Source organism: Pseudomonas sp. SDO5522_S412, assembly GCF_054071215.1.
In genome coordinates this window covers 19,753-42,909 of record NZ_JBSVWQ010000033.1, presented here as the reverse complement: position 1 = coordinate 42,909, position 23,157 = coordinate 19,753, and the positions used below count along the sequence as shown (strand labels likewise).

Genomic DNA, 23,157 nt, shown 5'->3' with positions numbered 1-23,157 from the left:
GGGCTGCGAAGCGGCCCCAGAAAAAGCGGGAGCGCTTCGCACTCCAACGGGGGACAAGCCCCCTCGCCACAACAGCATCCTTGCAACGAGACCCGTGTCAGGGTTTGGGGATCAACAATTCCCGCGTCCCGTCCTCGCGCTCAATCACCTCCCCCGGCAATTTCAAGCGCTGGTCATCCAGGTAGCGATAGTCCTGTCGCGCCGCCGCCAGTTGCCCCAGGTCCAGTTCAACGCTGAACTGCCCTTCCCCGCGCCCGGCTTCAAACAGCAAGCTGCCGAACGGGTCGACCAGCGCACTGCCACCGGCGAACATCAGGCCGTCGTCGCCCTCTTCCACTCGGTTGACCATCAGCGCGAACGCCTGGTTTTCCTGGGCGCGGGCCATGATCGCAGTGCGGTGGGTGGGGCCGTACGGGTCCATGTTGCCGTTGGTGACGATCAACACTTCAGCGCCCAACTGCGCCAGGGCCCGGGCGGTTTCCGGGAATTCGATGTCGTAGCAGATCAACAGGCCAACTCGCACGCCGTTCCACACGCAGGTGGCGTAGCGGTCACCCGGGGTGAAGACGCCGCGGTCCGAGGCCCACAGGTGGGTCTTGCGATAGCGCAGGGCGATGCCGTCCGGGGTGATCATCAAGGTGGTGTTATAGAATTGGCCCGCGTCGCTCTCAGCCATGCCGATCACCACGGCGATATTGCGCGCACGGGCGGCCTGGATAATCGCCTGCACGGTCGGGCCGTCCACTGGTTCGGCGACGTCCGCCACAGTGCCGGCGGTCGGGAAGCCCATCAGGTGGGTTTCCGGGAATACGACCAATTGGGTATCCGCCGCACACGCAGCAATTGCCGCCAACGCGCGCTCAAGGTTGTAAGCTGTGCCGTTATCGCGGCCTGCCAGCTGGGCAAATTCGACCTTCATGGTTATTCCTTGTTCTTTATCTGTGGCGCAGTATGCGCAGCCGCGAACACTCGGGAAATCACGCAGCCGGGTTAACCCTATGGGGGTAGATGCATGACATTGTCGCTGGAAGACATCGCCTGGCACCGTTCGGTGGGGCAGATGATAGACGCCCTGGACCAGCCGAATTTCTGGACGCAGCTTGTCCGGTTGCTGGACCAATATGTGCCGTTCGACAGTTGGGTGGTGTTGCTGTTCAGCAGCGAGCACAAACCCCTGGTGTTCGCCGAATGCCCGGGCCAGGACGGCGAACCCGACCATCTGTTCCAGGATTACCTCAACGGTTTATACCTGCTCGATCCCTTCTACATCGCCAGCCGCGAACACTCGCGCACCGGACTGTTTCGCCTGGCCGAAGTGGCCCCGGAGCATTTCGAGCTGACCGAGTATTACCAGCGCTACTTCCGGTTGAACGTGGTGGCCGATGAAATCCAGTTCAACTGCCAGCAACCGGACGGGCGAACCCTGTGCCTGTCCCTGGGCTCCAAACAGCGCTTTGACCCACAGCAGATTGCCCTGCTGTCGCTGATTCAACCGTGGGTACTGGGCTTGCTGCGCCAGCGCCTGCCCCATGAACTCAACCAGGTGAGCGCGCCGCAGGCGCCGATCCACAACGATGGCTGGGGCGCGCAACTCACCGCGCGGGAGCTGGATGTGGGCCGTTTGATGCTCAGTGGTTGCTCCAGCAAGGAAATCGCTCGTAAGCTGGAAATCTCTGTTGAAACCGTGAAAGTCCATAAGAAACACATGTACAGCAAGCTGGGGATCAAATCCCAGTCGGAGCTGTTCTCGATTTTTCTGCAGGCGCAAAACGCCTGATCGAGCCCTGTAGGAGCGAGCTTGCTCGCGAAAAACGTCAATGCACCGCGGTCATCCAGACAACCGCGCTATCGTTAACGACCTTCGCGAGCAAGAACTAGGCGTCCCCCTCGCTCCTACAGGATAAAAACTAAGGAACCCTGTATGAGCCTGTCCTTGTTAAGCCGTTACGCGTTCTTTGCCGTCTGCGTCATTTTCACCCTCGCCAGCATGCCGTTTATCGAACACGAATGGCTGTGGCCGATCGCCGTGGTCACCGGCATCCTTAGCCTGATCGGCATTTTCGACCTGCTGCAAAGCCCCCACGCGGTGCGCCGCAACTACCCGATCCTGGGCAATATCCGTTACCTGGTGGAAGGCATCCGTCCGGAAATCCGCCAGTACCTGCTGGAATCCGACAGCGACGCCCTGCCCTTCTCCCGGGCCCAGCGCTCGCTGGTCTATTCCCGCGCCAAGAATGAAAGTGCCGACAAACCCTTCGGCACGCTGATCGACGTGTACCAGTCGGGCTTTGAGTTTATCGGCCACTCCATGCGCCCCGCGCCGCTGAGCGACCCCAGCGCGTTTCGCGTGATCGTCGGCGGCCCGCAATGCAAGCAGCCCTACTCGGCCTCGGTGTTCAATATCTCGGCCATGAGCTTCGGTTCGCTGAGCGCCAACGCGATTCGCGCGCTCAACCAGGGGGCCAAGCTCGGCAACTTCGCCCATGACACCGGTGAAGGCAGCATCAGCCCCTATCACCGGGAAAACGGCGGCGACCTGACCTGGGAGCTCGGCAGCGGCTACTTCGGCTGCCGCACCAGCGCCGGCCTTTTCGACCCGGAACGCTTCGCCGTGCAGGCGCAGAACCCGCAAGTGCGGATGATCGAAATCAAGATGAGCCAGGGCGCCAAACCGGGCCACGGCGGGATCCTGCCCAAGCACAAGGTCACCCAGGAAATCGCCGACACCCGCGGCATCATGATGGGCGAGGACTGCATCTCGCCGTCGCGCCACAGCGCGTTTTCCACTCCCATCGAAATGATGCACTTCATCGCCCAGCTGCGTGAACTGTCGGGCGGCAAACCGGTGGGCTTCAAGTTCTGCCTGGGCCACCCGTGGGAATTCATGGGCATCGCCAAGGCCATGCTCGAAACCGGCATCCTCCCGGACTTTATCGTGGTGGACGGCAAGGAAGGCGGAACCGGCGCCGCGCCGGTGGAGTTCACCGACCACATCGGCGTGCCGCTGCGTGAAGGCTTGCTGTTCGTGCACAACACCCTGGTGGGCTTGAACCTGCGGGACAAGATCAAGCTCGGCGCCAGCGGCAAGATCGTCAGCGCGTTCGACATCGCCAGCGTCCTGGCCATCGGTGCCGACTGGGCCAACTCGGCGCGGGGCTTCATGTTCGCCATCGGCTGTATCCAGTCGCAAAGCTGCCACACCAACAAATGCCCCACCGGAGTGGCCACCCAGGACCCGTTGCGCCAGCGCGCACTGGTGGTGCCGGACAAGGCCCAGCGCGTGTTCAACTTCCACCGCAACACGTTGAAGGCCCTGGCAGAAATGCTCGCTGCCGCCGGTCTCGACCACCCTTCGCAACTGTCGGCCAAGCACCTGGTGCGGCGCATGTCGGCCACCGAGATCAAGCTGTTCTCGCAGTTGCATGTGTTCCTGAAACCTGGCGAATTGCTCACCGGCGAAGTGAACGGCGAGTTTTATTCGCGCATGTGGCAGATGGCGCGGGCGGACAGTTTTGAGCCGAATGAAATCGCGGCTGCCTGATCTTTTTAACGGAACGATACGATGCTGAAAGTGATTGCCGAAGACTTCATCAAACCCGAACACCTCGACACCGTGCGCCCGTGGTATGCGGAACTGGTGGAAAAAACCCGCCAGGAACCCCTGTGTATTGCCTACGACCTGTTCGTCGACCAGAAAGACCCCGGGCACTTTATCTTTATCGAGCAATGGCCCGACCAGGCCGCGCTGGATGCGCACTGTCAGACAGAGCACTTCACCCGCCTGGTGCCGCAGATCAACCAATACGAAGCCAAACCCTGCCGGGTTTTGCTGATGGACGCGTTCTAAACCATCCCCTTTCCTGCTGAACCGGACCACCGAACGGCATCGTTGAAACAAGGAGCTTCACCATGCCGTTACTCGACTTCACCGCCCTTGCCGCCCAACTGCCGGACACCTGGAAATCCACCCGCGTGGGCCAGGTCGGCCCGGCGCGGATCAAGGTGCTGCGCATGGATGCACAGGCCTATGAAGAAGAAACCCACGACTACAACGAAGGGCTGTTGGTGATCGACGGCCTTTTGCGCCTGTCTATTGGCGAGGAGGCCATCGACGTCGGCGCCGGTCAGATGTACCTGGTTGAAGCCGGCATCGCCCACGCGGTACTCGCCGGCAGCCAAGGCACGCTGGTGATCATCGACGTTTAAACAAAGCGATGAGACATTCAGCAAAAAACTCAGCTTTGCAATTGCTTACAAATACCGCCAACCTGCGCCCGCCCGACGTACGGCTCGACTGAAGCCGTCGTCCACTTGTCATTACTAAACCCCTTGTTCAAGAGCCCGCTGCCATGTTGAACGGACGCGACCCGCGCATCGATTTTTTTCGGGGCCTGGCGTTGATCTTTATTTTCTGGGATCACGTGCCCCACAACCCTCTGGGCCAGATCACCTTGCGCAACTTCGGTTTCAGCGACGCGGCGGAGGTCTTCGTGTTCCTGGCCGGTTATGCGGCCGTGCTGGCCTACGGCAAGATCCTGCAGCGCGACGGTTATCTGATCGCCTGCGTGAAGATCTGGCGGCGCACCTGGGTGCTGTACGTGGTGCACATCTTCCTGCTGGCGATGCTGATGGGCATCGTGTTCTTCGCCAACAGCCATGTGGAAACCCGCGACCTCGTTGAAGAGATGGGCCTGACGCACTTCGTCACTCATCCCCAGCAAGCCCTGGTGGATGAACTGTTGCTGCGCTTCAAACCCAACCTGATGGACCCGTTGCCGCTGTACATCGTGCTGCTGGGTTGCCTGCCGCTGGTGTTGCCGTTGCTGTTGCGCAAGACCTCGGCGGTGGTGGCTGTTTCGCTGGCGGTGTACTTGCTGGCCCCGCACCTGGGCTGGAACCTGGCGGCGATTGCCGACGGCGTGTGGTATTTCAATCCGGTGACCTGGCAGTTGCTGTTTGTGCTGGGCGGCGCGGCGGCGATTCATGCCGGGCAACCCCGCCCTGTCGAGACTCGGCGCCTGTTGCGTCAGCCATTGTTCGTCGCTGCGGCGGTGTATGCGCTGTTGGCGGGGGTTCTCACGCTCTCGTGGCGCTGGCCGGAAATCCACGACGCGCTGATGCCGTCGGCGCTCAGTGACCTGCTGTACCCCATCAGCAAGACCGACCTGTCGCCCGTGCGTTTGCTGCACTTCCTGGCCCTGGCCTATGTCACCGCCAAGCTGTTGCCTGGCCGCGAATGGACGCAGAACTGGTTGGCCCGACAAACCTGCCGTATGGGGCGCTACTCCCTGGAAGTGTTCTGCCTGGGGGTGCTGCTGGCGCCACTGGCAGACATGATCAATGCGATCACCGGCGATGCCTTCGCCATGCAGATTTTCACCGCACTGGTAGGCGCCGGGTTGATGGCGTTGCTGGGGGCCTGGCTGGACTTGAACAAGCGGCTCACGCAACCGGCGCGCGTCGCCACCGCCTGAAAAACAAAAAGCCCCGAAAGGGGCTTTTTGTTGAGCGCAGGAAACTCAGCTCGCGGTGCGTGCCGCCGCTTGAGTCGGCTGCAACTTGAACACGTAGAACAACACCGTCAGCAGCACCAGGAACACCGGCCCCACGTAGAGCGCCACACGGGTGTCCGGGAAGTACGCCATCAGGCCCACCACCAGCACCAGGAACGCCAAGGCCAGGTAGGAGCTGACCGGGTACAGCCACATGCGGTATTTAAGGCCGTCACGTTCGGCCTGGGTCAGGCTCTTGCGGAACTTGAGCTGGGCCAGGAGGATCATCAGCCAGGTCCAGATCGCGCCGAAGGTGGCGATGGAAGTGACCCAAACGAAGACTTTTTCCGGGACCATGTAGTTGAGCAGCACGCCCAGCAACAGCACGAAGATCGACAGCAGCAGCGCCTTGCGCGGCACGCCGTTGCTTGAGGTGGTACCGAACGTGGCCGGGGCCTGGCCGTTCTGTGCCAGGCTGTAGAGCATCCGCCCGGTGCTGAAAATACCGCCGTTGCACGACGACAACGCTGCGGTGATCACCACGAAGTTGATGATGCCGGCGGCGGTCTTGATACCCAGGCGCTCGAAGGTCATCACGAACGGGCTGCCCTGGGTGCCGATTTCGTTCCACGGGTAGATCGACAGAATCACGAACAACGCACCGACGTAGAACAGCAGGATGCGCCAGAACACCGAGCCGATGGCACTCGGGATGGTCTTCTGCGGGTTCTTCGCTTCACCGGCGGTGAGGCCGATCATCTCTACGCCCAGGTAGGCGAACATCACCATCTGCAGGGACATCAACACACCCTGCACGCCATTGGGCATAAAGCCGCCGTGGGTCCACAGGTTGGAAATGCCCAGGGCCACGCCATCGTTGCCAAAGCCGAACGCGATGATGCCGACGCCGCCGATCACCATGGCGATGATGGTGACGATCTTGATCAGTGCGAACCAGAACTCGAACTCACCGAAGGCCTTGACCGCGATCAGGTTGATGGTGCCCATGCTGATCAGTGCTGCCAGGGCCCAGATCCAGCGGGGTGTATCGGGGAACCACACGCCCATGTACACGGCGACGGCCGTGATTTCTGCCACGCAGGTCACCAGCCACAGGAACCAATAGTTCCAGCCGGTGAGAAAGCCCGCCAGCGGGCCGAGGTAATCCTGGGCGTAGCGGCTGAACGAACCGGCCACCGGGTTGTGCACGGCCATCTCGCCGAGGGCGCGCATGATCACCAGGATCGCCAAGCCGCCGATGATGTACGACAGCATGATCGCGGGGCCGGCCATTTCAATGGCCTTGGCCGAGCCTAGGAACAGGCCGACGCCGATGCATGCACCGAGGGCCATCAGGCGAATATGCCGTTCGCCGAGTTCGCGTTTCAGCGGACCGCCCTGAGCGGTCTCGCCGTGGGGCAGATGATTGCCAGCTGGCATAGGGATACAACCTCGTCTTGTTATTGGATATGAGCCACCGAGTCCGGGGCGTCATGGCGGGTCTGCCATGGCGTACCGTTGCCGGATCACCTTTTGGGTAAAACGGTCTGGCCGGGCCAGATCAGCGGGGGTGCAGTATAAAAAGCTAAACCCAGGGGTTTTCACTCTATAAACGGCAAGATTCAGCGGGAACTCTCGGTAAAGGCGCCTTTTGCGGAGGAGCATCACCTGGTTAGCGTAGGAATCATCGCCACCAAACGGCGGCGAGTATTGCACGGTAATGGTGCAGCGTCATGCCCCTACCTTTGGCGGGTTTACGGGTGGGGGAGGCTCTAGCTCGACGGTTTGGGGTTATGTGGCGGGGTTATCTGTGACGAGCGGGCTTGTCTGTGGCGAGGGGGCTTGTCCCCCGTTGGGCTGCGTAGCAGCCCCAAAACCTGCCATAAGTTCTATCCAGAAAATGCGGTGTCTTTACTGGGGCTGCTGCGCAGCCCAACGGGGGACAAGCCCCCTCGCCACAGACAAGCCCGCTCGCCACAAATCTACCTTCGAGAAACACGCCGACACTGAACTGCAAGAGAGCACTCCACAGCAGCTGCTAACGTCAATTGACTACTTCCCCTCAAGGAGCAAAGGAATGCTTCATCAACCCAACTCTCATCTGTTACGCCGTGGTCGACATTCAGAATCTGACCGTCCTTATCTGATTACCGCCGTGGTTCACAACCGGCAACCCCTGTTCAAAGACTTCCATTTGGGAAGACTACTGGTAGCAGAATTCAGGAAGACCCATGAATTGGGAATGGTCGACTCTCTGGCATGGGTCGTCATGCCTGATCACTTTCATTGGCTATTTGAGCTGCAAGGCACAACGTTGTCGCAGGCTGTGGGACGTACCAAATCCCGCAGCACCCTCACCATTAATCGCGCACGCGGCAGCAAAGAACGATTCTGGCAACTTGGCTACCATGACCGAGCAGTGCGTAGCGATGAAGACCTTCGCAAAATTGCCCGCTACATCATCGCCAATCCTCTGCGAGCGGGCCTGGTCGAACATATTGGTGACTACCCACTATGGGACGCAGCCTGGCTCTGATTTTTCCTGTGTGGAGAGGGCTTGTCTGTGGCGAGGGGGCTTGCCCCCCGTTGGGCTGCGCAGCAGCCCCAGTAAACACACCGCATTTCTTCAGGAAGATCTTCATGGCAGGTTTTGGGGCTGCTGCGCAGCCCAACGGGGGACAAGCCCCCTCGCCACAAACAGCATCACACTCACAAATCCCCCCCACTCGCCCACCACCGTCTAAGCTTCAACCAAGTCCGATCAATCTACGTAAATGGATCAATCGACTATGGGCGCTTTATGGCAAAACGCTTCGACCAAGGCTGCGGTATCCACCGATAGCCCGGATGAACAGCCGTTGCCACAAAGCCCTCCTCCCCGCCGACGGTTGTGGTGGCGGCTGTTCTGGCTGGTGCTGCTGATTGCGCTGATCGCCCTGGGCTTTGCCGCCCTGCGGGAAATGCGCACTTCAAGGTTGCAGGCCAAGACCTTCTCCGACATTGCCTCAACCCTCACCTACCAAATGCATTCGGGCCCCAGTGATGCGCGGGTTTACCCTGGCGCCGGGCCCTTTGACAAGCGCCTGGGCTACAGCGCCCTCGGCGAGTTCCTGCCGCGCTTGATCAAGCGTGACTACCTGATCCAGGCTCAAGCGCGCTTCTCCCCCGACCTGATGACCTACGCCCAGCGCGGCCTGTTCGTGCCCTACCCGGAAAAGATCCAGGCCGGCCTGACCATCACCGATTGCCGCGCCGCGCCGCTGTATCAGTTCACGTATCCACAACAGTTCTACCCAAGCTTTGCGGCGATCCCGCCGGTGGTGGTCAGCAGCCTGCTGTTTATCGAAGACCGCGACCTGCTGGACCCGAAAAACCCGCAACTCAACCCGGCCGTGGATTGGCCGCGCTTTGCCAAGGCCGCCTGGTCCCAGGTGGCGAAGCTTTTGCACCTGCCCGGCCAGACGGCAGGCGGCAGTACCCTGGCCACGCAGCTGGAAAAATACCGCCACTCGCCCGACGGCCTGACCCTGTCCGGCGGCGAGAAAATCCGCCAGATGATTTCCGCCAGCGTGCGCGCGTATCAGGACGGCCCGCAAACCCTCGCGGCCCGACAAGACATCGTGCGCGACTACCTCAACAGCGTGCCCCTGTCGGCGGTACCCGGCCATGGCGAAGTGCACGGCATGGCCGAAGGCTTGCGCGTGTGGTACGGCGCCGACTTCAACCAGACAAACGCGCTGCTCATCGGCACCGACCCCAAACAGCTGCCGCAAAAGGGTCTGGCGTTGCGCGAGGTGCTGTCGCTGATGATCGCCCAGCGTCGCCCGTCTCACTATCTGTCCAAGGGCCACAAGGAACTGGCGGACCTCACCGACAGCCACATCCGCCTGCTCGCACAAAACAACGTGATCGACCCGGCGCTGGCCAGCGCAGCCCTCGCCAGCAAAGTCACCTACCGTGACTGGCAGCAACAACCGACGATCCAGCCAATCGAAACCAACAAGGGCATCAGCGTCGCCCGCACTCGCCTGGCCGCCCTGCTCAACCAGCCGCTGTACGACCTCGACCGACTCGATCTCTCTGCCACGAGCACCTTGCAAGCCGACCTGCAAAGCCAGGCCAGCACGTACCTCAAGCAACTCGCCGACCCCGCCTTCGCCGCGCAGATCGGCCTGCTCGGGCCCACGCTGCTGACGCCTGCCAGCACCGCTCAGGTTCGCTACAGTTTCAACCTCTACGAGATGACACCCGACGGTGCCCGCGTGCGCGTGCAAACCGACAGCACCGACCAGCCATTCGACATCAACGAAGGCAGCAAGCTGGAACTGGGTTCAACCGCCAAGCTGCGGGTGATGACCACCTACCTGCAAATCGTCAGCGAACTGCATGATAAATACGCTGCGACACCTGCCGCCGAGCTGCGCAAAGTCCCGGTCGAGGACACGGACCGCATTACCCGCTGGGCCCTCGATTACCTGATCCAGAACAGCGACCGCAACCTGCCGGCCATGCTCGACGCCGCCCTCAATCGCCAATACTCGGCCAACACCGGCGAAGGTTTTTTCACCGGCGGCGGCATGCACCACTTCCACAACTTCCGCAGCCAGGACAACGGTCGCAATCCCACGTTGATCGAAGCCCTGCGCGAGTCGATCAACTTGCCGTTCATTCGCCTGATGCGTGACCTGGTGCGCTACAGCACCTATCACGGTGCGAACAACAGTGCCGAGTTGCTCAAGGACGACAGTGACCCGAGGCGCCAGGAATACCTGGCCAAATTCGCCGACCGCGAAGGCACCACCTTCCTGCTCAAGTTCTGGAAGAAATACCGCAACAAGAACACCCAGGCGCGCCTCGACACCTTCCTCGACAGCATGCACCCCACCGCCATTCGCCTGGCCGCCGTACACCGCTACCTGCTGCCCAACGCCAGCCAGGCGAGTTTCAGCAGCTTCGTCCGCTCGCACTTGAGCAGCGTCAAAAGCCCTGAAAAACTCACCGACGAGCGCCTCGAAAAGCTCTACCAGAATTACGGCCCCGGCGCCTACGACCTGCCTGACCAAGGCTATATCGCCAAGGTTCACCCGCTGGACCTGTGGCTGATGGGCTACCTGCTGAACAACCCCAACGCCACCTTCACCCAGGCCACCGCCGCCAGTGAACACGAGCGCCAGGAGGTTTACAGCTGGCTGTTCAAGAGCCGCCACAAGAGTGCCCGCGACAGCCGCATCCGCACCATGCTGGAGATCGAAGCGTTCCTCGATATTCACCAGCGCTGGCAAAAAGTCGGCTACCCCTTCGACCATCTGGTGCCGTCGCTTGCCACGGCCATCGGCAGCTCCGGCGACCGCCCGGCGGCCCTGGCGGAACTTGTGGGGATCATCCTCAACGATGGCGTGCGCCAGCCCACCCTGCGTATCGACAGCCTGCGCTTTGCCGCCGACACCCCGTACGAAACCCGCTTGGTCAACGACCCCAATCGCGGAAAGCGCGTGATGCCTTCCGAGGTGGCCACGGCACTCAAGGGGGCGCTGTCCCAGGTGGTGGACGCGGGCACTGCACGACGCGTGTCCGGCAGTTTCAAACTGGCGGACGGTACGCCTTTGGCCATGGGCGGCAAGACCGGTACCGGCGACAACCGGATCGAAGCCATCGGCGCCGGTGGGCGGATCCTCAGCTCCAAGGCGATCAACCGCACGGCGACCTTCGTGTTCTACATCGGCGAGCATCATTTCGGCACGCTGACCGCCTTCGTCCCCGGCGCTTCGGCCCAGGGTTTCAAGTTCACTTCGGCGTTGCCGGTACAGGTACTCAAGGGCATGGCGCCGATTCTTACGCCCTATCTGCAACCGGGCAACAACAGCTTATGCAGCGTGCGCTGATGGGCCTATCCCTGCGCTTTTCACTTGCGGATTACTGAGGGATCCGCCGCGGTTTCCACCCACTATTCAAACTTATCCGCAGCCGTGCCGGTGCATAGACTCAAGCCTTCTTTTTGAGCTCTACAGGTTGCCCCCATGGCCGACATACCCGACCAGTCCCTGCACCACGCGTTTATCGAAAACGCCCTGCCGCACTGGCTGAAAACCACCTCGCCACTCCGCCTGCGCGCACTCAACGACGTCGCCCGCCAAGGCATCCGCCACTATCCCCATGCCAGCGCCAACCAGCATCAAGCGCTCAAGCCCGCGATCGCCGCACACTGGCAGCAGCAGGCTGCGATGGACCAGCGATTCCAGGCATTGACCGACGTGTACGCCTTCGCCGAACCGCTGCTGAAAAATGCCTTGAAGGCCTATGGCGAGATTGACGTCAGAACCACCTGCCTGCGGCTGTATGCCAGCGCCAAAGTTGCCTGGTGGGTGCACGATTTCAATCGTGGGGAGCAAAGCAAAACCCTGTCGCTGCTGGACGTCGCGCTGGCCAACTTTGCCGCCTCGGACACCTTCGTCGACTACGCCTTCCTGTCCGCCGAAGACCCACGCGGGCAGCGGGATACACTGACCTTGCGCCACTCCATCACCGGCGCCGTATTGACCGCTGAACAGTTCAAGCACATCTGCCGCACCCTGGACCTGGGCGCCCGCTACCAGAAAAGCCTGCGCCAGGCCCTGGGGTTCTATGACCCGGCGGTGACCCGGGCCGTGCGCCTGCAGATGATTGCCACTCAGAAGACTGCCCTGGGTACGGCGGCGCACCTGGCCTTGATCAACCGGGACATCGACGCCGATGCCCACGGCGCCGTGCTCGACCTGATCGCCGGCCACGTCGCGCTGCTGGACGGTCAGGCGCTTGAATGCCATACCCTGAGCCTGATGAACACGGCATTGACCGGCATCCTGTTGCTGTTTGTCCCGCAGCCCACCCGGCCCGTCGGCAAGGTGCTGGTGTACATCCCCGCAGACCCCGAACACCCTCTGAAGCAATACCCGTCGCCTGCGGCCTTCCTCAGCCACCTCACGGAAAAACTGCGGGACAGCCAGCGCTACCAGACCTTCTTCAGCCAGTTCATCGACCACGCCAGGCGCGGTGAATTCTTTGCCGGGCTCAATACACGCTTGAGCCGTGTGCGCTGGCATCAAACCGCCCACACCGACCCGCGTCCCAGCTGGCGCGACACCCCGACCACCCAGCCAAACCTGCAATTCAGCGTGCAGGCTATCGGTGACGATCACGTCAATCGCTCAACGCTCGCCGCCGAAAATGACCTGTGGAATTACCAGTACCGCCTCAAGTTGAACAAGATCGTCAACGATGCCCTGGACATCGCCGTGCCCACCGCCACCGCCGACCGCCACGCGCGCTGGGCCTGGTGGGACAACCTGGAAAAAATCCTCGGGGATATCTTCAATGCGGCGCTGCTGGTGCTGACGCCCTTCGTGCCGCTGCTGGGGGAAGCGATGCTCGCCTACAGCCTGTACCAGATCACCGACGAGGTGTTCGAGGGGATTGTCGATTGGGCCCAGGGGCGTGGTGCCGAGGCGGCGGAGCAAGTGGTCGCGGTGGCCGACAGCGTGATCCAGTTTGCCTTGTTCGGTGCTGCCAGCCAGTTGGGCCATGTCGCACGGCTCAAGCTCAGCCCCTTCGTCGAAGGCTTGCGCCCGGTGGTGCGGCCCGACGGCAGCACGCGCCTGTGGCACCCGGATATTGCGCCCTATGCTGTGAAAAACCTCGACCAGCCGCCCATTGTCGACGGCCTGCACACCCATCGGGGCAAGCAGATCCTCGCGCTGCAAGGTACTCACTTCGAAGTGCAGGCAGACCCTGAAACCGGCGACACGCGTATCGCTCACCCGGAGCGCGCCAACGCCTATCAACCCCTGGTGCGGTTCAACGGCGACGGCGCCTTCGTACATGAAGCCGAGCAACCGCGCACCTGGGACAGCGCCACGCTGATGCGCCGCCTGGGGCCGCGCACGGCGCCCTTCAGCAACCAGCAACTGCAGCAGATGCAACGCATCAGCGGTGCCGACGACGGTGTGCTGCGCAACCTTTACGTGCAAAACCGGCCGACCCCGCCGCTGCTGGAAGCGACCCTCAATCGCTATGAAGCCCAGCGCGCTGCCACACAGACCGTGCACACCATTCGCGCCGGCGCACCGCTGCCGCTGGATGCGACGTCCGCCTGGTTCGAGCAGACCATCACCGAGCTACCGGGCTGGCCCCAAACCAAGGCATTGGAAGTGTTCGTGCGCTCGAACAAGAGCGGTGACTCCCACAAGTACGCCAACCCGCAGGCATCGCCGGCCGACACGCTGCAATTGAGCCTGGCCGAGGTGATGTCCGGCGAGTTGCCGGCGCGGGTGCTGGAGTTTCTCGATGAGCCGTCGATCAGGCACCTGCTGGGCGGCGACGTTCCGCAAGCACTGCGCGTGCAAACCTTGCGCGATCAACTGGCGGACTCGGTGGCGCGCCAGACCGGTGACATCGCCGACTACATCCATCAAGCCCGCCAGGTCAGCGCCGATCCCCATGGACGCCGTTTGCGCGAACAGGTCAGCCCGCTGGACCGGCCGCTGGCCGACACCCTGCTGGCCGGCACAACCCCGGCCGAACGGCAAACCCTGGACCACCACGTACCGCTGCGCCTGCTCAATCAGGCCAGGGAACTGAGCTTCGCCCAGCACAGTGTCCATGCCTACGCGGGGTTCTTCCCGCCCTGGGCGATCACCGAAGGTACCGAGCGCCTGGTGCTCAATACCCTCAAGCGCTACAGCGATGGCTTTGGCGACCTGCACCTGCAAATCCGCGATCGCCTGGTCAGCGGTACGCTGCGTTGTGAAGCCGGGCCGGCCGATGCCCGCCGGCGCCGGGTGCTGGTGCGCCAGAACGACGTGGGCTACGAACTGTTCGATCAGCAGGGCCAGCGCCTGCATGGGCCGGATACCCTGTATGAATGCCTGTTGCGCGCGCTGTCCGAAGCGCAGCAACGTGAACTGGGCTACTGGCCCGGCCAGGGCGCCGGGCTCAAGCATTGGCTGATGGAAACCCTCGAACCCCTGGCCGAACGGCGCCGGGTGCTGGCCGAGCCACCGCTGCGCAGTACGGCAGATGTGCAGACCACCACCCTGCTCGGCGGCGCGGCCCTCGGCGGGTTGCGCCGCGCCCAGGAGCACTTGGGCCAGGCCCGCGCCCGGGAGGTGCTGGCCAGTCTGTTCCCGACCCTGGAGGAGGAACGCCTGCAGCGGTTCCTCAATGAGATCGGCCCGGGGCTGAACAACGATGTCCTCAATCGCCTGGTCCTGCAGCGGCACAACCTGTACCGGGAGCTGGAGCAATGGAAGCGCCTGCCCGGCCCCCATCCCAAAAACAGCCGCATGGCCCGGGAGGAAAAACTGCGTAAAAATATCATTGCGCACAAACTCTATCGCTGCTGGGAAGACCGCCTCGCCGAGCACCGCGACGACTTGGGCCAGGTGCAGAGCGGCGCGAGCCTGGACCTCAGCGCCCTCGACCTGCCCGGCAGCCTGCCGCTGCTGGGCAATGGTTTCGAGCACGTCACCCAATTGAAGCTGGCCAACTGCATGTTCAACGACAGCCAGTGGCCCTTTCTGCAGGCATTCCCGTCCCTGCGGGAGCTGGACGTCAGTGCGAACGAACTGACGCGGCTGCCCGAGCCCATCGCCAACATGCGCTACCTGCGCGACCTCAACCTGGGGGAAAACCAGATCACGCTGCTCAACGGCGACGTTGCGCGCCTGAAAAACCTCAAGCACCTGCGCAACTTGAACCTGTACCGCAACCCGCTGACGCAGCCACCGAACATCTCGAAAATGCCGCACCTGCGCCGCCTGTTCCTGAGCCGCACCCCCATCACCCAATGGCCCACCGGGCTGTTTGCCCACCCACGGGAGGAGGGCTTTTTGCTCGACCTGAGCCAAACCAGGATTGACCATGTGCCAGCGCTCATGGCCGATAGCGCCGAGGCCCGGACCGTCGCCCATACCCGCCTGGACCGCAACACCCTGCTCAACGACCAGCGCCTGCTGTACGAGCAGTACCGCGAAGCCGCCGGACTGGACCCCAACCGCAGCTATGAACCCCGTGGAGAGAGCGGCCCGTGGCTGGAACGGGTCAGGCCGCCGTTACTGGGCAGGCGCCAGGAGCTGTGGCAAGCGGTGGAGCGCGAGCACGGCTCCCAGGGTTTGTTCGAGGTGATCAAGGCCCTTGAAGCGCCCGACTTCTTCCAGCGGCCCCAGGACATGGACACCTATTGGGACAATCTTGAAACGTTGCGCGAGCGCGTCTGGCGTTTGCTGGAGGCGGCCCACAACGATACGGCGCTGCGTGAAAAGCTGTTCAAGATGGCCAGTTTTCCCGGCCTGTGCGCCGACGGCAGTGCACAGATTTTCAATGACCTGGGCATCGAAGTGCTGGTCAGCGAAGCCCAGCGTTACTCCGCCTCGGCCAGCGAGCGCGAGGGCAAACTGGTGACGCTGGCAAAGGGCAATGCACGGCTCAAGCAATTGAACCGCATCGCCAGCGAGGACATTGCCCATCGGCTCAAACCCGAAGCCGAAGGCGGCCTCGGCCAATGGCTGCGTTCCCAACGACGGGAGGGCGTGATGGGTAACGTGGACGACGTGGAGGTCTACCTGAGCTACCAGACCTCCCTGGCCAAGCGCCTCGACCTGCCCTGGCTGTCGGAACACATGCTGTACCGCGACACCGGCGACGTAAAACCCACGCAGATCGAACAGGCCTACAGCACGGTGCTGGAGCTGGGCGAAGGCGATGGCCTGGTCAACCAGATGTTGCTGGAGCCCTATTGGGAACAGTACCTGCACGACCACCACCCGAACACCCTTGAGGCCAATGCCCGGCATTTCGACGAACAATGCGCACGCCTTGATGAACTGCAGGAAGCCCAGGCCAGGCTGGCCCAGGCCAACGGCTTACCCGCCGAGCAGAAGGAAGCGTTGAGGCTCACGCTGATCGGCCTCGCCGACGCCCTGGGTGTACCGCACCCGCAGGTGCTGACCGGGCAACCCATGACGGACGACAGCTACAACCTGCTGCTCAACGAACTGGGCTACCGCGAAAAACAATGGATGCGCGAGTTGACCCACCAGGCTTTGGAACGCCACAGCCAACAACGTAACCGCGTCACGCGCCAGGTCTGACCGTATGGGTGTGTCATGGCACCCCCATTACCAGTACGCCGCTGCCGTTCAACGGCCCCTCGACAGGCAGGGACCCCGCCTGCTTGACCAGGGCGAACGTTACAACGTCGCTCCCGGAACTGTTGGTGATACGGGTCAGGAACGAGCCATTGACTCGAACCGCAGTCCCCTGACGGACAAGGGCCGTGCCCACGTTCGGATTGCTCATCACCAGCGCATTGGCGTTGAACGAGGACGGCGTGCCTTTGTAGGTAATGGTGATCGGCGTGGTAATCCCCGGGTCCGGGCACCGGTAGGTGAGCGTGCGATCGGTACGAACGGTGGTTGATACGGGGTCGGTGCCTATCGCCCTCTGGTGCACGTTGCCGAAGTTGATTTCGATCGGTTGGTTATTGTTGATCGTGCACGACGACGGGGAGATGGTGAAGTCGTTGTTGGCGATGTACGTAAGCTGCAGGCTCGTGGAAAAGGAATCGTAGTTGTTGGTCTGGTCGAGACGTAACACGCCCAAAGTGTCACCTATTCGAATGTCGATCGGGTTGGTCGGGTTGTTGCGGATCAATATATAAGGGATGACATCGATCGGGATCGGAGACGTATTGTTAGGCATGGTCGCAATCCTGATACCCGCCTGGATAGGCGTGTTCCAATAACTGCCATTGATACGCAAGCCGGTCGTCTGGCTGACGAACTTCGGACCAGGCGACCAGGCCGGGCCGATCCTCGTCCCGGTGGCCCAGTAGTCCTGCCGTCCATCCGGGGTATAGCTGTCCGGTTCAAACCGGCATTCGATCCTCACCCCGGACAGGAGAATGCGCGGCTCATTCACCTCCAGCCGCACATTCACCGGAACCTGCAGGTTCAACGTCCCGCCAATGCTCACCCGTTGCCAATTGCCGCCATTGACCCGGCAATCAGCCGCTTTCACGGTCGTCGTGACGCCAGCCAGGGCAAGCAGCACAACGGCTCCAAATAGTCGTTTCATGTTGTTCTCTTTCATCCCATGCATAACGGTTTAGCGTTACGGATAATCCAGCGTAAACGTCGAAGTCACACGGTAGCTGCCGTGCCCGATGGTCTTGTCCCGCAGGGCATCCGGCTCACCCTGCACATAGGCCTTGAGCAGGATTACGTTGTTGCCGGGGCTCAATTTCTGTTCGTCGCCGACCTTGTTCACCGGCACCGGCTTGTCGCTCAGTGTCTCCAAACCCAGCCCGATACCAGAGGCACCGCTGCCACCGTCCAGCGCAAACAAACCGGGCAGCGCGCGGTTTTCCGCACCGTTGAACAGGATGGTCACCGAGTCGCTGATGGTGGTATTGCAGTCATCCAGGTGCAGGGTGAAACGTTTGCCCACTGAGCGTGTGTTGATGTAGAGGTGCTTGCTGGTCAGGTCCCACAGCTCCAGGGTGATGGCTTCATCGCCCGGGCGGATGGTGCAGGCCTGTTCCACCAGGTTGCCCTTGAACCTCAGGTTGTCCACCGCCTGCGCCGTGGCCGCCAGGCCGAAGGTCAGCAGCAGGGCCAGGCCCTTATGAATCATTGCGTGTCGCATACACTCGACTCCTACTGGTATTCAGCCAACAGCGTGGCCACCGCCGTGAACCCTTGGGCCTTCAGGACCGAACCCGGCCGTTTGACCGGCACCACTTCCAAGGTCGGCGGTGCCGCCAGGCTGATGTCCAGCGGCGTGTTGAGGCGAAACGGCGCGTTGTTCTGGTACAGCCGAATCCCCAGGTCAGGCGCAGTGGTCTGCAGGGCCGCGTTATCAAAGGTTGTCTCTGCGCCCTTGACGCTCAACTTCAACAGCCACGGCAGCGTGGAGGCGCCGCAGCGGATGGTGTAGCCGACGGCCCTGCGATATTTCACGCCATCAACACGCTTGGTGCCGACATCCCCGAAATCGACTTCAATCGTGCTGCCCGAATCAATCGTGCAGGGCGGCGGCTCGTTCAGCGTTCCGTTGAACGTCAGGTTGGCCGACGCAGCACTGAAAAAGCCGAAGCAACACAAGCCGAGCAACGTTCGCTGTGGCCAACATTTCATTGATCGTTTCCTCATTATTGGTACTCGATCACGAGGGTGGCGGCGGTCGCAAATGCCCCGCCCGTCAGCGTGCTGCCTGCGCGCTTGACCGGCACCGCCTGCACGGCCGGAAAGGTCGGATGGGTAAACCTGAGCGGCGTGTTCAGCGGCCAGTCCGCCCCATTGGCGAAGAGCTTGACCCCCAGGTCGGTCTTGGGGGTCGAGAGCACTTTGTTATCAAACCCGGCTGCCGCGCCCTTGAGTTCCAGGGTCATCGCGTTGCTGTAAACGGGAGGACTGCAGGTGACGGTATACGGCACGTCCCGTCGATAATTCACGCCATCGATCCGTGACGTCAGCAGGTCATTGCCGAACGGCACATTCAGTGTGCCGCCGCTGTTAATCACGCACGGTGGAGGTGCAATGATGGTCGCGCGGATCGTCAGGTTGGTATCGGCCTGCACGCCCTGGCTGACCACCCACAGCAGTCCCGCACCGATAAAAATGGCCCACGGGCCGGTTAACCTGGTCATTGTTCTGCCCTTACTCATAATTGAGCCTGAAATCCACCACGGCCCGGAATGCACCGCTGGTCAGGGGTGCCGGGGTGCGCGTGGGCTGGACGTTCCAGGTCTGCGTGTTGCGGCCCAAGGGCAAGAACAATGGCTCCCCCCTTGAACCCAGCTGTACATCGCGCCCCTGGGAATCGGTCAGGCGCAGGCCCATCCCGGTGATGCCTTGCACCTTGACCAGCCGTGAATCATCGGCATCGGCTGGTGCGATGAACGCCACCGAGAGCACCGGTTGATAAGCACTCCATGTCAGGTTCCCCGTGCGTTCACTGGCGATGCGGCCGGCGGTTCGCCGGCAATCCTCGAACAGCAGTTGAAAGGCCACGGAGGTCGCCTGGTCACCCGGCCGTTGCAACTGGCTGGCCGACACCGGGCCCAGGTCGATCGTCTGGTGCAGGGATGCCATCTCCAGGCTGCAGGGGGTTTCATGCATGGACCCGAGAATGTTGAGCATCCCGACCATGCCCTCCACATCCTCGTCATCCGCGGCGTGCGCCGGCCCCATCAGGGCCAGCAACAGACCGCCCAAGACCTTCACTGTGTGCAACTTCATGACGTTCTCCGGCAGCAGGCACTACTGATTGGCCACAGACAGTTGCGTGTTCACCTTGCATGTCTCGCCACTGCAGGTGAACGCCAGCAGCGGACGGCCACCGTAATCATTCACGTAGGACAAATAGGGGGTGGTGCCGAGCTCCTTGGCAGTCGGCCCCAGGGCCTGCGTGCCTTTGGGCGGGACCATCACCGGCTCGAAGCCCGGTATGGTCTTGCCGTCCTTGCTGCTGCGCGCATCCACCAGGGTCACGTAGTAAGGCGTGGGGTTATTCACCTGGTAGTGATCGCCTTGCCGGGTAAGGGTCAGCTTTTCCTGCCATGGGTTGGACAGGTCCTGCTGGGTGGGGGTAATTGCCTGCGGCCGGTAAAACAATTTGATCCGGGTTTGCAGGGCGATTTGCAGGGTGTTGGGCTTGTCGCTGCGCGGCGGAATTTCCCGCAGGTTGAAGTAGTAGACCGTCTCCCGATCCTGGGGCAGCGATTTGGCGGCCGGCAACGCCTGGACTTTTACCTGGCTTTGCTTGCCGGGCTCCAGGCGTTGGACCGGTGGCAGCACGATCAACGGCGAGGTGATCTTGTTGCCCTCTTCATCCTCGATCCAGCCCTGGGCCAGGTACGGCAACTGGGGGTTGTTGTTGGTGATGTTGACGCTGGTTGCGTCTTTGCCACCGTCGAAAATCACGCGGGTACGGTCCAGGCCGACAGCGGCGTTGGCGCTCTGGCTCAAGACCGCCAGCAGCAGTGCATAGGTAAAACGTGTGCTGTGTTTCATGAGGATGGGTTCTCCATAGTGTTTCGCTGGCCGGTCAGGCTGGCTGGCTCGGGTGAGGCTTGATCGACGGCTACCCTCTGGCAGCGCAGTTGCAGGGCATCGGTGAACGCATCCGTTGGCAACTCGACAGGCAGCGTCAGGACGCAACGCTCGGTGCCGCCCCAGCTGACGATCATCTGCTCGCCGGCCTGAATGCCGCTCAGGTAGACATCCCCGCCGTCATTCACCACCCCGGTGTCCTGCTGCTTGCGGTTTTTCACCGTGGCGCCGAAGGGCGGTGCGCTGCCATCCGGCAGGCGAAGAACCGCCATGGCCTTCTGGCCGGAAATCACTTCCAGGGATCGGTAGCCAATGGCCCCCTCGGTGAGGGTCAGTTGCGTCACGGATTGAGTGGCCTCGACATCGCTGGGCAATTTCTCCAGGTCAACACTGGCCGCCGTACGCTGGTAGCTGGTGATGTCGGAGATGACCGCCTTGCCGAACGCGTTGCTGCGGGTCGGCGTGCCGTAGCCCCGCACGGGCACATCGGGCACACCGGCGGTATCGACCAGCAGCCGGGTTCCGCCGGTACTGGTGGTTCGATGCAGCGCCCCGCCGTAAGGCGTGAGCGTGCCGCCGCCACGCACGGATGCGCTGAGGGTGCGGTTATTGCCTTGTTGCGTCGTGGCGCTGAGGTCGATGTCGGCCTGGTCACCAATATGGCTCAGGTAGCCGCTGGCCGAGGTATCGCTGGCACTGACCTGGTAGCTGTTACGTTCATCCAGGCGATCGGCGTAGCGTGTGGTAAAGCTGTTTTTGCCGCCGGCCCTGTTGGCATCCATCGACAGGGTGCCGGTGGGTCCCAATGGCAGGCTGACCGTCAGCGCTGCTCCGTTGTCCTTATATTGGTATTCATGGGTGCGATATAAATTCAGCGACAGGCTCATGTTCCTGACAGAGCCCACGTTGAAGTAACGAGACGCCGACAGGTTCCAGCGCTGGGTGTCCGGCCGGTTCCAATAGGTTTGTTTGTTGTAGCTGGCATACACCGTGGTGTTCAGATCGCGGAACTGTTTGTTCACCGTGACCGTATACAGCGCCTTGTTACCGCCAATGGGTTTCCAGTGTTCAATGAAGTTACCGTCTTCATCGAACACGCCGCGCCCACCCAATTCACCGTTCAACCCATAGTGCCGAGCATCCAGGTATTGGCTCATGCTCAAGTAGTTCTTCTCGGAGAACCGGTAACCGGCGAAGGTGACCTGGCTGTCGTACTCTTCAAAGTTCTTGGAATATTGAAGGCGGTAGGATTTGCCCGAAAGTGTCTGGTTCCACAGGCTGGCGCGAGACTGGGTGACGTCCAGGGAAACGGCCCCGAACGCCAGCAAATCCCGCCCCGCGCCCACCGACAGCGCACGGTAGTTGTTATCCGTTATCGCACCGCCCAGCAGCGACCAACCATTGCTGATCCCCCAGGAAAACTCGCCGGTGCCGAAAAAGTCACCGTGGGAGTGGTACTGCAGATTGGACGGCCGCCCTGCAGACAGCTTGTAACGGACCTGCCCGGGACGCGTCAGGTAGGGAACGCCGGCCGTATCGAGCTGGAATTTCTGTACCGAACCGTCCTGCTCCTCGACCCGCACATCCAGCGTGCCGGACACGGCGTCGTTAAGGTCCTGGATCCGAAAAGGGCCTGCCGCCACCAGCGTTTCATAGAGCACACGCCCCTGCTGGCTGATGACAACCTTTGCATTGGTCTTGGCCACCCCGACCACTTCCGGTGCATAGCCCCGCAGGTTGGGCGGCAGCTGGCTTTCGTCTGACTTGAGCCCGGCACCGGTAAAGCGGAAGCTGTCGAACAGGTCCGAATACAGGTAGTCCTCGCCCAACACCAGGCGTGCCTTCAGCGCAGGAATGGCGCGATATGCGTAATAGCGACTCCACTCCAGTTTTTGCCGGCTGGCCTGCGCCTCGCGGTCTTTCTCGACACGCCCTTGCCAATCCGCCCGCAGGCGCCAGGCCCCGGCATTGGCCCCGAGTGTGCCGTTACCGCTGAGGTCATTGCGCGTACCGTCACCTTTGCGGTAGCTGGACTGCGCCGTCATGTTGTAGTCGACCAGCAGCCCCGGCACCCCCTCGTCCCAACGTGACGGCGGGTCCCAGTTGATGGCGCTGTATTCCAGGTAGGCCTGGGGAAGGTTGATGTCCAGGGTGGACGTGCCCAGGTCGGCACTGACTTCCATGCCGGGCAAGCCCGTGACATCCAGGCACTGCCCGCCCTTCCACCACTTCAACTGGTCAGCACCGGACGCCTTGAGGCCCAGTTGCTCGACAAGCTCGCGCGATAAACAGGGCACACTGCCTTTGGGATCATCATCGGGGGCAAAGAACGCCACCGATTGTTCAGATATAGGTTGGGTATTGAACTGGACCACCATCGAGTAGGTGCCAGGCAAGATAAACCCACTGCGTGCAAACTGAGACAGGTCAATATTGGAGCGATCAATCAGATCAAGAACGTCGGTATTAAACTCAATATCCCCGGCGCCCATTGCAGTTCCAGCCAGTGATATCAACCCGCCAAAGAGGCTGGGGCGCAGCGTATTCATGACTTTCGACGTATTCAACATACACGCAAC

General features: G+C 61.8%; 17 protein-coding genes. 8 read left to right on the top strand and 9 right to left on the bottom strand.

The features are described 5' to 3' along the window. Window positions 1-97 precede the first annotated feature (97 nt). On the bottom strand, window positions 98-919 hold the full coding sequence (locus ACW9I6_RS10525; protein WP_008435543.1) for a carbon-nitrogen hydrolase family protein: 822 nt from the start codon (window positions 917-919) through the stop codon (window positions 98-100). 93 nt (window positions 920-1,012) lie between these two features. On the opposite strand from ACW9I6_RS10525, the gene ACW9I6_RS10520 reads away from it, so the two are divergent. The 5 genes from ACW9I6_RS10520 to ACW9I6_RS10500 all read left to right on the top strand — a co-directional run bounded on the left by ACW9I6_RS10520 (window position 1,013) and on the right by ACW9I6_RS10500 (window position 5,474). After that, entirely contained in the window at window positions 1,013-1,777 is a 765-nt protein-coding gene (locus ACW9I6_RS10520; protein ID WP_087692794.1) for a helix-turn-helix transcriptional regulator, read from the top strand. Between the two features lie 144 nt (window positions 1,778-1,921). Then, window positions 1,922-3,541, top strand: a complete 1,620-nt coding sequence (locus tag ACW9I6_RS10515) for an FMN-binding glutamate synthase family protein (protein WP_003216444.1) — start codon at window positions 1,922-1,924, stop codon at window positions 3,539-3,541. A 21-nt stretch (window positions 3,542-3,562) separates the two neighbouring features. Further along, window positions 3,563-3,847 carry a putative quinol monooxygenase gene (locus ACW9I6_RS10510; protein WP_003216442.1) on the top strand — a complete coding sequence of 95 codons (285 nt, stop codon included), beginning with the start codon at window positions 3,563-3,565 and terminating at the stop codon, window positions 3,845-3,847. A gap of 62 nt (window positions 3,848-3,909) precedes the next feature. Beyond that, window positions 3,910-4,206 (top strand): cupin domain-containing protein, encoded by a 297-nt coding sequence (locus ACW9I6_RS10505; protein ID WP_003216439.1) that lies wholly within the window; start codon window positions 3,910-3,912, stop codon window positions 4,204-4,206. A 143-nt stretch (window positions 4,207-4,349) separates the two neighbouring features. Continuing rightward, window positions 4,350-5,474 (top strand): OpgC family protein, encoded by a 1,125-nt coding sequence (locus tag ACW9I6_RS10500; protein ID WP_008435548.1) that lies wholly within the window; start codon window positions 4,350-4,352, stop codon window positions 5,472-5,474. Between the two features lie 45 nt (window positions 5,475-5,519). Here the strand turns inward: ACW9I6_RS10500 and ACW9I6_RS10495 are convergent, their stop codons facing one another. Then, window positions 5,520-6,932, bottom strand: coding sequence for an amino acid permease (locus ACW9I6_RS10495; protein WP_003216436.1), 1,413 nt, complete (start codon window positions 6,930-6,932; stop codon window positions 5,520-5,522). Between the two features lie 637 nt (window positions 6,933-7,569). Between ACW9I6_RS10495 and ACW9I6_RS10490 the strand changes: the two genes are divergently transcribed. From ACW9I6_RS10490 to ACW9I6_RS10480, 3 genes are all read left to right on the top strand, one after another. After that, complete coding sequence (locus ACW9I6_RS10490) at window positions 7,570-8,028, top strand: REP-associated tyrosine transposase (protein WP_457339262.1); 459 nt, start codon at window positions 7,570-7,572, stop codon at window positions 8,026-8,028. A gap of 253 nt (window positions 8,029-8,281) precedes the next feature. Continuing rightward, window positions 8,282-11,374, top strand: a complete 3,093-nt coding sequence (locus ACW9I6_RS10485) for a transglycosylase domain-containing protein (RefSeq protein WP_457339261.1) — start codon at window positions 8,282-8,284, stop codon at window positions 11,372-11,374. 135 nt (window positions 11,375-11,509) lie between these two features. Beyond that, complete coding sequence (locus ACW9I6_RS10480) at window positions 11,510-16,615, top strand: NEL-type E3 ubiquitin ligase domain-containing protein (protein ID WP_457339260.1); 5,106 nt, start codon at window positions 11,510-11,512, stop codon at window positions 16,613-16,615. A gap of 13 nt (window positions 16,616-16,628) precedes the next feature. Here ACW9I6_RS10480 and ACW9I6_RS10475 read toward each other — a convergent pair whose 3' ends face one another. The 7 genes from ACW9I6_RS10475 to ACW9I6_RS10445 are packed head-to-tail and all read right to left on the bottom strand — an operon-like array spanning window position 16,629 to window position 23,148. Continuing rightward, complete coding sequence (locus tag ACW9I6_RS10475) at window positions 16,629-17,600, bottom strand: fimbrial protein (protein WP_008435561.1); 972 nt, start codon at window positions 17,598-17,600, stop codon at window positions 16,629-16,631. Window positions 17,601-17,636: 36 nt separating this feature from the next. Then, entirely contained in the window at window positions 17,637-18,170 is a 534-nt protein-coding gene (locus ACW9I6_RS10470) for a fimbrial protein (RefSeq protein WP_023659210.1), read from the bottom strand. An 11-nt stretch (window positions 18,171-18,181) separates the two neighbouring features. Continuing rightward, window positions 18,182-18,661, bottom strand: coding sequence for a fimbrial protein (locus tag ACW9I6_RS10465; RefSeq protein ID WP_134327276.1), 480 nt, complete (start codon window positions 18,659-18,661; stop codon window positions 18,182-18,184). Window positions 18,662-18,675: 14 nt separating this feature from the next. Further along, the gene (locus ACW9I6_RS10460; RefSeq protein ID WP_177040301.1) at window positions 18,676-19,173 is read right to left on the bottom strand and encodes a fimbrial protein; all 498 of its coding nucleotides are present in this window, start codon (window positions 19,171-19,173) and stop codon (window positions 18,676-18,678) included. Window positions 19,174-19,183: 10 nt separating this feature from the next. Beyond that, entirely contained in the window at window positions 19,184-19,765 is a 582-nt protein-coding gene (locus tag ACW9I6_RS10455; RefSeq protein WP_003216422.1) for a fimbrial protein, read from the bottom strand. A 21-nt stretch (window positions 19,766-19,786) separates the two neighbouring features. Further along, window positions 19,787-20,539 (bottom strand): fimbria/pilus periplasmic chaperone, encoded by a 753-nt coding sequence (locus tag ACW9I6_RS10450; RefSeq protein WP_003216420.1) that lies wholly within the window; start codon window positions 20,537-20,539, stop codon window positions 19,787-19,789. Next, a complete protein-coding gene (locus tag ACW9I6_RS10445; RefSeq protein ID WP_457339259.1) occupies window positions 20,536-23,148 on the bottom strand; it encodes an outer membrane usher protein in 2,613 nt (870 codons plus the stop codon). The genes ACW9I6_RS10450 and ACW9I6_RS10445 overlap by 4 nt, the downstream gene beginning before the upstream one ends. Between the last annotated feature and the right edge of the window lie 9 nt (window positions 23,149-23,157).